The sequence below is a fragment of the uncultured Flavobacterium sp. genome (assembly GCF_963975005.1).
In the GTDB taxonomy this organism is placed as follows: Bacteria; Bacteroidota; Bacteroidia; order Flavobacteriales; family Flavobacteriaceae; genus Flavobacterium.
In genome coordinates, this window is the sequence record NZ_CAXBFR010000087.1 from 1 (window position 1) to 11975 (window position 11975).

The window sequence follows — 11975 nt, forward strand, 5'->3', positions numbered from 1 at the left end:
ACATTTGCCATCCCCAAGATAAATATTAACAACTAATTATCAATGATTTACAAGATTTATTTTATTCTTTTTTTAAGTTTTTTCTCAACTAAGCCTACCAATGAAAAAGCAATAAATTCCAATTCGCATGAAGTTGTTTTGCATTTAGCTAATAACAACTCCGTTTCAAAAACAGAACAAAAATTTTCTTTAATAGAAGAAAATTCTACAACAGTCCCTTCGCTTGAAAGTTTTGAAGTAGCTTTTGAAGGATATGAAAATTTAAAATCTCAAAATAAATTTGAAAATAATATTTTAACTATAATTGACTTTAGTTTGTCTTCAAACCAAAAAAGATTATGGGTTATTGATATGAATTCTAATGAAGTTCTATTTCACACACTAGTTGCTCATGGAATGAATTCTGGTGAAGAGTTTGCAACAAATTTTTCAAATAAATCAGAATCTCATCAAAGTAGTCTTGGTTTTTATTTAACTGCTGAAATTTATACAGGAAAACACGGATCTTCTTTAAAACTGGATGGAATCGAAAAAGGAATAAATGATAACGCTAGAGAAAGAGCAATTGTAATTCACGGTGCTGATTATGTAAGTGAAACTTTTGCAAGAAATAATGGTAGATTAGGAAGAAGTCAAGGATGTCCTGCTTTGCCAAATAACTTAACAAGTAAAATTATTTCTAAAATTAAGAATAAATCTATTTTATTTATTTATCATCCTTCAAGAAAATCAGGTCTTGTCAAGGGATTTGTGTCTTAATTTTTCGTAAAGCTCATCATCTAATTTATAAACATCAGGACAAAAAAGAATTCGATTTTTTTCAACCCAGCATGTGTAATATAATAGAAAAACTTTTACATTAATTTTTATTGGTACAACTTTGGTTTTTGCCTTTTTTATTAAAGTGTCAATTTCAGATTCTTTCCATAATTCTTCATTATCTTTCATTAATATTGTTTTTGCAAAAGGCAAAGGTTCTTCAACACGGACACAACCTGAACTTAAAGCTCTATATGAACGCGAAAAATAATCACGATGATTTGTATCATGCAAATAGACCATGTACTTATTTGGAAAATTAAATTTAACTAAACCAAGCGAGTTATTGTAGCCAGGCCTTTGAACATATCTGTATCGTTTGTAATTTTTATAATCCCAATCTTTTGGCTTAATAGTATCTCTTTTGTTATTTAATATGGTAATTCGGTTGCGGGTAAAATAACTTAGATTTTTTGAAGCAGAAGGAACTAAATCTTCTTTTAAAATAGTTGGAGGAACAGTCCATGTTGGATTAAAAACTAAATTATTAATTTTTGAAGTTAATATAGGTGTTTTTCTTGTTGGTTTACCAACTACAATTCTCTTAGTTTCTAGAGTGTCATTTTCAAACACAAAACGAAGTTTGTATTCTGGAATATTTATGGAAATATAATTTTCTCCAAAATCTTCCGGAAACCATTTCCATCGTTCTAAGTTAGCTTTTAGTTGTTCAATTCGTTTTTCTTTTGAATAATTTAATGCTTCGACTGTTCCTTTTCCAATTACTCCATCGGCAGATAAACTATTTCGTTGTTGAAATTTTTTTACTGCTTTAATGGTTTCAGGATCATAAATTGAAGTTCCGTTATTGTAAGCCAAATCATCCCAATAAACTAATTTTTGTTTAATAACTTGAATCGTTTTTGAAGAATCATTTGCCACAATTTTTGTTTCAACAACTGTTTTCGGGAAATTATAGTCTGATTTCTTTAGTATAGACTTCAATCCTTCTTTTAAGTCTAGGTATAGTTTGTTTTTTACGCTTACATCAATTAACAAATCATTAATTTCATTCTTTTGTATAGCTTCAATTATTTTTTCAATTTTAACTGGACTTTTATAAGGTAAATCCCAATCATTATATAAATCTCTTGGATTTAATTTTCCTTTATGCAAATGATCCGCTAAATCTTTAAATCCGTTTGAAAGTAATAAATCAAAAATTTGTGAATCATTATAATTTATTTTCGTCCTATTTTTTTCAAAGTACTCTATTTCTTTTAAATGATAATCTTCAGGAAATAATCCGTCTTGTTCACTATTTTTTATAAAGGCAATTAATGTTTTTCTGTTTTTATCATCATTCCAAATTATTTTATTGTCGAATAAGGTATATAAGTCCTTTATGGCATCGTTCTCCTTTTCCAAAAATTCTGGTTTGATAATTTGATCAATAGAATCCTGATCCACAATAAAATTTGACTCTTTTGTAGGGACTGATTCTTCTTTACAGCTATGTAAAAAAACAAGTGTAAAAAACATAAAAAGAAAGTATTTTTTTTTATTCATACAGTCAAATATAGTTTTATTTCTAAAGATTAAAAAGCACTATGTCAACCTCTTAAACATAATATAATGTAATCCGATGTTTTTTATATCAAAAGGTTTGCCACTTGTAGTGTAATTCATTTTCTGATAAAAGCTTTTGGCATTCTCTCTTGCATTGAACCAAATTGTGTCAGCCTTTAAGTTTAAACAATAAGTTTCAACTTTTTGAATCAATAATTTCCCATATCCTTTTTGTTGATATTCATCTAAAACAGCCATTCCTCTAATTTGATATTGTTTGTTTTCATTAAAATTTTCATTTTTTTGTTCAAATAGTGAAACAACTCCGACTACTTTTTCATCTATAATAACTCCAAAATGCCTTGTTGAATCTTTTTCATCATCTTCAAAATAACAAGTTTCAATAGGTTTTCCCTTTCTTAACACTAAATGTCTAACAGGATATGTGTTTTTTTTGTCAATTTCTTTAATCGTTATCAATTTCTAAAGTTTTGTTTATTAATTGGTTAAGTTGAAAAATTAAATTAATGTAAATTTAGGATAAAAAAACAGTAAAATATTTCATTAAAAGTTTGCAATTAAAAAAAGATTTGCTGTATATTTGTACCATGTTAATGCGAAAGTAGCTCAGTTGGTAGAGCTCCAGCCTTCCAAGCTGGTTGTCGCGAGTTCGAGCCTCGTCTTTCGCTCTTTAATAAGCCTAACTTGTATAAGTTGGGCTTATTTGTTTTATATCATTGTTGTTTTCTTGTTAAAATTGACTGGTATCTTCGTTTTAAACTCCTATTTAAAAAGAATAGCTGTCACCTCAAGATTGTGCTTTTTTATTTCAAATCCTTTAATTCTGTTTCTGTTTCAATTTCAATTGGGTTTTCATTTGGTTTAAATAAACGAGCTGTTAAACTCCCTTTAAGTTTTATTGAATCTCCATTCACTTCTAACCAACTTCCTTCTCTCAATCCTAAAACAGATTGTGGATTGTAAAAATGAAATTCTTTAATTCTAGTTTCACGGCTTTCGCCCATGTGTGTTGAATTTGTATCTGGATCTAGATAATGTGGATTGATGTTAAAAGAAACCAAACCTAATGTTCTAAAACTTGGTGGATAAGTTACAGGCATATCATTTGTTGTTCCCATCGTTAATCCACAGATATTGCTTCCAGCGCTTGTCCCCAAATAAGGTGTTCCTTTTTTAACAGCTTTTTCTATACTATCTAAAATATTGTTTTTATATAGTTCATTTACTAAGACAAACGTATTTCCACCACCTACAAAAATAGCTTCTGCATTTTCAACAGCTTCAATTGGATTTTTAAATTCATGAATTCCTTTTACATTTATGTTGATTTTGGAAAAAGTCTCACTTACTTTTTCAGTGTATTCACTATGAGATAAGCCGCTTGGTCTTGCATAAGGGATGAATAGTAATTTCTTTACTCCTTTAAAATGAAGTTTTAGTGTTGGAAGTAAATAATCTAAATATCCACCATTGTGAAGAGTTGATGTGCTTGCAATAATTATTTTTTTCATTTATAATTGAATTAAATCTGTCATATAATTACAAATTTACATTTTTGCCTTAACATAAGTTTATAATCCTTTTAGATTTTGTTATGAATTCAATCAATTATATTTACCAAAGAAATTAATCAAAATTTATGCATAAAAAACTACTTCTATTTATTTTAATTTTTCCTTTATTAATTATAGCTCAAAATGATTCTATAATTAAAGGTAAAATTGTGTCAGAAATTAAAGATTTAGGCGGGGTTCATATTATAAATATTTCCAATATTGCTGGAACAGTTTCAGATAATCAAGGTTATTTTACGATTAAAGCAAAAGTTTCAGATACATTATTATTTAGTGCGGTTTTTTTAGAAAAGAAAAAGCATGTTGTGACAAAAGAAGAAACAACTGAAAAGTTGGTTTTAATTCCAATAGCACCATCAACCGAATATCTTAAAGAAGTTGTTTTAACTGAATATCCAGATATAAATGCAGTTTCTTTGGGAATTCTTCAGAAAGCACCCAAAACCTACACAAAAGCAGAAAGAAATCTTAGAGCAGCGGGAACTTTAAAATGGTATAGTCCTTTGTTAATTCCAATTGGCGGAATGAGTATTGATGGTTTAATCAATCAAGTTAGCGGACGAACCAATATGCTTAAAAAAGAGTTGATTATTGAAAGGAAAGAAATTCTACAAGAGAAAACTTTGGATTATTTTGACAGTGAATATTTGGTAAATAGTTTATTTATTCCTGAAGAATATGTAGATGGATTTATTTATTATGTTGTTGAAGATGTTCCCTTTTCAAATGCAATGAAAGCAAAAAACAAAACACAAGCTACTTTTTTATTGCACCAATTGGCAGTTGATTTTTTAAAATTAAAAGAGATTCCGTTAAAAATTGAAGACAGAAAAGAAAATACATCCCAACAAACTAAAGAAGATAAAGATGAAAAATAAACTACTTTATATATTTTTATTGGTTTCATTTATTTCATTTTCACAAATTACAGAAAGAGAGCTAATTGTTGGAAAAATAAAATCTGATTCTCTTGAAGTTGAAAATATCACAATTTTTAACGTTTCTTCTAATATTGGATCAATAACAGATGTAGATGGAAAGTTTTCAATAAAGATTAGAGAAAGAGACACTTTAGTAATTCAAGGATTAGCTTACTTGTCCACAAAGTATATAGTTCAAAAAACAGATTTAGACAAAGAGATTTTAGAAATATATTTAAGAACAAAAATTAATGAGCTTAATGAAGTTGAAGTTTCTCCTTATACTTTAACTGGAGTTTTAGAAGTGGATACGGATAAAATAAAAACATATGGTTTTGCTATTACAATGGGAGATTTAAAAAAATTAAAACCTAATGATATAAGGGATACTCGAGTGATTAATACAGCGATGCCAACAACTTTAGCTCAAACGCCAGTAAATTTTTTAGCAATTTTTGGATTTATTGGCAAAGGAATCAAAGAATTAGTAGGAAGTGATAAGAAAAAAATATCGGCTTCTGAAAAAGCTTTTAATGAAAGAAGACAAAAAGACGTGGCTTCAAAACCTTTTGGTGAACATATGAAAGAACAATTTTCGAATCATTTTTTTGTGAATCAATTAAAAATTAAAAATGAAGATATTCCAATGTTTTTAGCTTTTTCAGAAACTTCAGCAAGTGAATTGGTCGAGTTTTTAAAACCAGAAAACCATTTAAAATTAATAGAATATTTAATTTCTAAAGCAGAAGCTTTTAAAAAACAACAAAAAGAAGAATAAAATTTTATATTTGCTAAATGAAAAGGTTTATTATTATAACTGTTTTGCTTTTTTTATCATTGTCGTTTACTTCATTTTCAACGCACAAGTTCTATATCGGAGTTTATCAAGTGGATTACAAACAAGATAAGAAAGAGTTTCAAATTACATCAAGAGTTTTTATTGATGACATAGAAAAAGCGTTAGAAACTAAATTTAAGAAAAAGCTAAATTTAGCAACATCTAAAGAAAATAAAGAATCTGACGCTTTAATTGTTGCTTATTTTAAAGAGAAATTCAAAATTTCAGTTAACAATAAGCCTCAAGAAATGATTCTTTTAGCAAAAGAATATGAAGATGATGTGCTTATTTGCTATCATAAAATAAGCTATTCAGGAAAAATAAAATCTTTAAATATTTATAATTCAATCTTAACAGAACAGTTTTCTGAGCAACAAAATTTGCTTCATATTAACATAAACAGTAACAAAAAAAGTTTTTTGTTTACTAATAGCAATACAAAAGAAGAAATAGAATTTTAATTACTAACTATAACTAACCTAATGAAAACTAAATTAACTTTAATTTTTTATGCTTTTCTTACCTTTTTTGGTACAATTAATGCCCAAGAAAAACAAGAAGACAAAAAGAAAGAACAAGGACATTCTAACGAAAATAAATTTCGTCAAATGTATGACTTATTAGCAACGCCTAATATGTTTAGAACAGCTTCTGGTGCACCTGGACCAGCTTACTATCAACAACAAGCAGATTATAAAATCAATGTTGAGGTAGATGATAAAAATGCAAAATTATATGGAACAGAAACTATAACTTATACAAATAATGCTCCAGAATCATTAGATTATTTGTGGATTCAGTTAGATCAAAACATGCGTTCTCGTACTTCTCAAACTCCTTTAGTTGGTAACGAAAGAATAAGTCCAGCTTTAACAGAAGATAAATTTGCTAAAGAATTTATGGAGAAAGGTTTTGATGGTGGACATAATTTAGAATATGTAAAAGACGCTAAAGGAAATCCAATGAAATATATAATCAATAACACAATGATGCGTATTGATTTAGATAAACCTTTAAAAAACAAAGAAAAAGTAACTTTTTCAATCAAATGGTGGTACAATATTAATAACTATAGAGTTGATGGTGGACGTTCTGGTTATGAAGAATTTGAAGATGGAAATCGCTTATATGTTATGGCTCAGTTTTTCCCAAGAATGGCTGTTTATAATGATGTAGAAGGTTGGCAAAATATGCAGTTTTGGGGAAGAGGTGAATTTGCTCTTGTTTTTGGAGATTATGATGTTAGCATAACAGTTCCTGCTGATCATAAGATGGAAGCAACTGGAGAACTTCAAAATAGAAAAGATGTTTATTCTGCGGAACAAATCAAAAGATGGGAAAAAGCAGAAAACACTTTTGATAAACCAGTAATCATTGTTACTCAAGCAGAAGCAGAAGCAGCAGAAAAAGGTTTTTCAGACAAAAAGAAAACTTGGCACTTTATAGCAAAAAATGTGCGCGATTTTGGATTCTCTACTTCACGTAAATTTATGTTGGATGCAATGGCTGTTCAATTAGAAACGGTTAAACCAATGGCAATCTCAATTTATCCAAAAGAATCGAATCCACTTTGGGGTGATTTTTCAACTAAAGCTGTAGCTCAAACTTTAGTTACATACTCAAAACATACGTTTGATTATCCTTATCCAAAAGCTGTTTCAGTTTCAGCACAAGATCAAGGAATGGAATACCCAATGATTTGTTGGAATTTTGGTCGTCCAGAAAAAGACGGAACTTATACAGACAGAACTAAATACGGAATGTTAGGTGTAATTATTCACGAAGTAGGTCATAACTATTTTCCAATGATTGTTAATTCAGATGAAAGACAATGGACTTGGATGGATGAAGGTTTAAATACTTTCTTAGAATATTTAACAGAATTAGAGTTTGATGCAAATTTCCCAACAGATAGAGGTCCAGCAGCTAAAATTGTACCTTACATGAAAGGAAATCAAAAATTCATTGCTCCAATTATGTCTAACTCTGAAAATATTTTTCAATTTGGTTCGAACGCATACGGAAAACCAGCAACAGGTTTAAATATTCTTCGTGAAACAGTTATGGGACATGAATTATTTGATCATGCATTCAAAACTTACGCTCAACGTTGGAAATTTAAACATCCAACTCCAGAAGATTTCTTTAGAACAATGGAAGATGCTTCTGCTGTAGATTTAGATTGGTTTTTTAGAGGATGGTTCTATTCAACAGATTATGTTGATTTAGGAATTAAAGAAGTAAAAGAATATTATGTTTCTATGGAACCAACTTCAGAAATGAAGGATTATAAAATGAGAACAGGTCGTTTTACTTATAATGAAGGACCATTTATTTATCTTGTTGATGCTAATCATAAAGAGTTTAATGCAAAAAATAAAAAAGCATTTGAAATTTCAGATGTAAAAATGTTGGCTGATTATGTTAATGAGCACTACACGGCAGACGAAAAACGCGATTTAAAAGCACCAAAATTCTTCTACGAAGTGGAATTCGAAAAACCAGGAGGAATGATTATGCCGATTATTGTTGATTTACAATTTGAAGACGGAACGACGGAAACTCAAAAATTCCCAGCTCAAATTTGGAGAATGAATAACGACACTGCTAAACGTGTTTTTGCAACAGATAAAAAAATTGTAAAAATTCAATTAGATCCAAAATTAGAGACGGCTGATATTGATGTGGAAAACAACACATGGCCTAAAGAAGCAGCAAAATCTAAATTTGATGAATTAGAAAAGAAATAGCATAATTCAAAAATAATAAGTTAAACCTTTGTCAAAATTCAAAACTTTGGCAAAGGTTCTTTTTTTCTTTGTAACTTTGCTTTTTAAAATTAAATTTTACTACCATGTTTGGAATAGGAGGAGGAGAACTTTTCTTCATTATATTAATTTCAATTATGATTTTTGGTTCCAAAGGAATTCCAGATGTCGCTCGATTTTTGGGAAAAACAATGGCACAACTAAAAAATGCGTCTAACGAAATTAAAAGTGAAATACAAAGAAGTGCAACAGAAGGAGGAGTTGATGTAAATTCACTTACGGGAGGAATTTCTGACGAAATTAAAAAAGCAAAAGAAGGAATTGCTAAAGCAGTAAATCCTATGCAAAATATAGCATCTGATATAACAAAGCCGATTGAAAAAGTAAAAGAAGATATTGAGAGTTTATCTGGACCTATAAAAAGACAACTATAACTTTGGAAGAATTATTAAAATTAGATAAAGAACTGTTTGTTTTCTTAAACGGTTTAGGAAGTGCTCCCTATGATGATTTTTGGAGTATAATTACCAAACAAATTTATTGGTCACCCTTGTTTGTTGGAATTTTCTATTTAATTCAAAAAAAAGTAGGCTGGAAAAACTTCGGAATTATAATCGTTTTCTTGGCTCTTTTTATCACTTTTACAGATCAGATTACTAATTTGTTTAAAAGTGGATTTGAGCGTTTAAGACCTTGCAATGATCCTGAAATTAAAGATATAATTAGAGTTGTTATTCATAGAAATTCATTTAGTTTCTTCTCAGGCCATGCTTCAAACTCAATGGGCGCAACACTTTTTATTTTCTTAATTATTAGAAAATATTATAAGCATACTTATCTGTTGTTTTTATTTCCTTTAATCTTTGCTTACAGTAGAATTTATTTAGGACTGCATTTTCCTTTGGATATACTAACAGGTTATGCCTTTGGAATTATAAATGCAATTATCTTTTATAAATTATATACTTTATTTATGAATAAATTTTTTTATAAATAAGCTACAGTACTCTTGTAACGGTTAGTCCATCGCGAATGGGCAATAAAACTGTTTCAACTCTTGGGTCTTCATTGATCAGTTTATTGTATTCAACTAAAACGTTTGTACTTGTGTCTTTTGGATTTAACTCTTCCAAGACTTTTCCGCTCCATAAAACGTTATCAGATAAGATAATTCCACCTTTATTCATCATTGGAACAATCATGTTGTAATAATTGATGTAGTTTTCTTTATCAGCATCAATAAAAATCAAATCAAATTTTTTATTTAAAGCAGGAATAATTTCCATAGCATTACCTAAATGGGAAATAATCTGATTTTTGAAATCAGATAAGCCAAAATATTTTTCCTGAATTTCAACTAATTCTTCATTAATATCAATAGTATCTAATGTTCCTTCTTTTTGCAAACCTTCGGCTAAACATAAAGCAGCATAACCAGTGTAAGTTCCAATTTCTAAAATATGTTTTGGATGAATAATTTTAGACAACATACTCAAAACTCTTCCTTGAAAATGACCACTAAGCATTCTCGGTTGCATAATTTTTTGATGCGTTTCAATATCTAATTCTTTCAAAAGTTGAGGTTCATTTTGACTGTGATTAGCTACGTAATTTTCTAAATCTTCTGATATAAAATGCATAATTAAAAAAATAGTTAGGTACAAAAATACAAATTCCAACACTTCTACTTCTAATTTCTGAATTCTAATTTCAAAATTCCTAACTTTGCACCATGCAAACGAAAAAAAAGGATATTAGAGCTTTAACAAAAGAACAACTTCGTGAGTTTTTCGAAAAAAACGGAGATAAGGCTTTTCGAGGAAATCAAGTTTACGAATGGTTGTGGAGCAAACGAGCTCATACTTTTGAAGACATGACCAATGTTTCAAAAGAAACACGTGCTATGTTAGAAGCTAATTTTGTAATTAATCATATAAAAGTTGATACTATTCAACGTAGTGAAGACGGAACAGTTAAAAATGCTGTTCGTTTGCATGATGATTTAGTTGTTGAAAGTGTTCTTATTCCAACTAAAACTAGAACTACTGCTTGTGTGTCAAGTCAAGTTGGTTGTAGTTTGGATTGTAATTTTTGTGCAACGGCTCGTTTAAAACGAATGCGTAACTTGCAACCAGACGAGATTTATGATCAAGTAGCTGCAATAGATAATGAAAGTCGGTTGTATTTTGACAGACCTTTATCAAACATTGTTTTTATGGGAATGGGTGAACCTTTGATGAATTACCCTAACGTAATGAAGTCTATTGAAATGATTACTTCAAAAGAAGGGTTAGGAATGTCACCAAAAAGAATAACAATTTCTACTTCTGGAGTTTCAAAAATGATAAAAAAAATGGCTGATGACGAAACAAAAGTCAAATTAGCTGTTTCACTTCATTCAGGAATAGAAGAGATTCGAAATAAAATCATGCCTTTTACCAAAAACTTTCCTTTAACCGAATTGCGTGAAGCCTTAGAATATTGGTACAAAAAAACAAAAAGTGCTATTACTTATGAATATGTGGTTTGGAAAGGAATTAACGATGATAAAGCCTCTATCGATGCCTTAGTGAAATTCTGTAAATACGTTCCTTGTAAAGTCAATTTGATAGAATATAACCCAATTGATGATGGAGAATTTCAACAAGCTTCTGAGCAAGCAACAAATGATTATATTGCTGCATTAGAAAAAAATAAGATTACTGTAAAAGTCAGAAGAAGTCGTGGAAAAGATATTGATGCAGCTTGTGGACAATTAGCTAACAAATCATAAATTTAAGTGAAGTATATTAATTTCCTTTTTAGCTTCAATCAAATAGTCTATTTTTGTTCTTAATATGAAAATAGTCGAACAGATAAAGCAACCCATTACTAGAGAAATGAAACTTTTTGAAAAGAAGTTTCACGAATCAATGTCTTCAAAAGTCGCTTTATTAAATAGAATTACTTATTATATTGTAAATCGAAAAGGAAAACAAATGCGACCTATGTTTGTTTTCTTAACCGCTAAAATGGTTTCTGAGGGTCAAGTAAACGAACGGACTTATCGTGGTGCTTCAGTTATTGAATTAATTCATACTGCAACTCTTGTTCATGATGATGTAGTGGATGATAGCAATAAAAGAAGAGGTTTTTTCTCTATTAATGCACTTTGGAAAAATAAAATTGCCGTTTTAGTGGGAGATTATTTACTTTCAAAAGGATTATTACTCTCTATAGATAATAATGATTTTGATTTGCTGAAAATAATTTCGGTTGCAGTTCGCGAAATGAGTGAAGGTGAATTGCTTCAAATCGAAAAAGCAAGAAGATTAGACATAACGGAAGATGTTTATTATGAAATCATCCGACAAAAAACAGCAACACTTATAGCTGCTTGTTGTTCTCTTGGAGCTTGTTCCGTTGCTCCTGAAAATACAGAAGTTGTAGAAAAAATGCGAAAATTTGGTGAATTAATCGGAATGGCTTTTCAAATTAAAGATGATTTATTCGATTACACAGATGATGCCATTGGAAAACCAACAGG

General features: G+C 29.3%; 13 protein-coding genes and 1 tRNA gene. 10 read left to right on the forward strand and 4 right to left on the reverse strand.

Annotated features, from left to right (window positions below; all coding sequences use genetic code 11):
* The first annotated feature begins 42 nt into the window (after positions 1–42).
* The gene (locus tag AACZ53_RS10520) at positions 43–759 is read left to right on the forward strand and encodes a murein L,D-transpeptidase catalytic domain family protein (protein ID WP_339838046.1); all 717 of its coding nucleotides are present in this window, start codon (positions 43–45) and stop codon (positions 757–759) included.
* Here the strand turns inward: AACZ53_RS10520 and AACZ53_RS10525 are convergent.
* Entirely contained in the window at positions 730–2301 is a 1572-nt protein-coding gene (locus AACZ53_RS10525) for a L,D-transpeptidase family protein (protein ID WP_339838049.1), read from the reverse strand. The genes AACZ53_RS10520 and AACZ53_RS10525 overlap by 30 nt on opposite strands.
* Positions 2302–2367: 66 nt before the next feature.
* Entirely contained in the window at positions 2368–2808 is a 441-nt protein-coding gene (locus AACZ53_RS10530; RefSeq protein ID WP_339838052.1) for a GNAT family N-acetyltransferase, read from the reverse strand.
* Between the two features lie 136 nt (positions 2809–2944).
* Between AACZ53_RS10530 and AACZ53_RS10535 the strand changes: the two genes are divergently transcribed.
* Positions 2945–3017 (forward strand) — tRNA-Gly (locus AACZ53_RS10535).
* Between the two features lie 135 nt (positions 3018–3152).
* Here the strand turns inward: AACZ53_RS10535 and pepE are convergent.
* Positions 3153–3860 (reverse strand): dipeptidase PepE, encoded by a 708-nt coding sequence (pepE, locus tag AACZ53_RS10540; protein WP_339838055.1) that lies wholly within the window; start codon positions 3858–3860, stop codon positions 3153–3155.
* A gap of 128 nt (positions 3861–3988) precedes the next feature.
* On the opposite strand from pepE, the gene AACZ53_RS10545 reads away from it, so the two are divergent.
* From AACZ53_RS10545 to AACZ53_RS10570, 6 genes are all read left to right on the forward strand, one after another.
* Entirely contained in the window at positions 3989–4801 is an 813-nt protein-coding gene (locus AACZ53_RS10545) for a hypothetical protein (protein ID WP_339838057.1), read from the forward strand.
* The gene (locus AACZ53_RS10550) at positions 4791–5621 is read left to right on the forward strand and encodes a hypothetical protein (protein ID WP_339838059.1); all 831 of its coding nucleotides are present in this window, start codon (positions 4791–4793) and stop codon (positions 5619–5621) included. Before AACZ53_RS10545 ends, AACZ53_RS10550 begins: the two co-directional genes overlap by 11 nt.
* 17 nt (positions 5622–5638) lie before the next feature.
* On the forward strand, positions 5639–6142 hold the full coding sequence (locus tag AACZ53_RS10555; protein ID WP_339838061.1) for a DUF6702 family protein: 504 nt from the start codon (positions 5639–5641) through the stop codon (positions 6140–6142).
* Between the two features lie 21 nt (positions 6143–6163).
* Positions 6164–8431: a M1 family metallopeptidase gene (locus AACZ53_RS10560; RefSeq protein WP_339838063.1), complete on the forward strand. Its 2268-nt coding sequence runs from the start codon at positions 6164–6166 to the stop codon at positions 8429–8431.
* Positions 8432–8535: 104 nt separating this feature from the next.
* On the forward strand, positions 8536–8883 hold the full coding sequence (locus AACZ53_RS10565; protein WP_339838065.1) for a twin-arginine translocase TatA/TatE family subunit: 348 nt from the start codon (positions 8536–8538) through the stop codon (positions 8881–8883).
* Positions 8884–8885: 2 nt separating this feature from the next.
* Positions 8886–9446: a phosphatase PAP2 family protein gene (locus AACZ53_RS10570; RefSeq protein WP_026718276.1), complete on the forward strand. Its 561-nt coding sequence runs from the start codon at positions 8886–8888 to the stop codon at positions 9444–9446.
* Position 9447: 1 nt separating this feature from the next.
* On the opposite strand, the gene AACZ53_RS10575 is transcribed toward AACZ53_RS10570, so the two are convergent.
* A complete protein-coding gene (locus AACZ53_RS10575) occupies positions 9448–10089 on the reverse strand; it encodes an O-methyltransferase (RefSeq protein WP_339838067.1) in 642 nt (213 codons plus the stop codon).
* A gap of 92 nt (positions 10090–10181) precedes the next feature.
* On the opposite strand from AACZ53_RS10575, the gene rlmN reads away from it, so the two are divergent.
* Both rlmN and AACZ53_RS10585 read left to right on the forward strand, forming a co-directional pair.
* Positions 10182–11222: a 23S rRNA (adenine(2503)-C(2))-methyltransferase RlmN gene (rlmN, locus tag AACZ53_RS10580; RefSeq protein WP_339838070.1), complete on the forward strand. Its 1041-nt coding sequence runs from the start codon at positions 10182–10184 to the stop codon at positions 11220–11222.
* A 64-nt stretch (positions 11223–11286) separates the two neighbouring features.
* The coding region (locus AACZ53_RS10585) for a polyprenyl synthetase family protein (protein ID WP_339838072.1) at positions 11287–11975 on the forward strand (689 nt) is incomplete at its 3' end.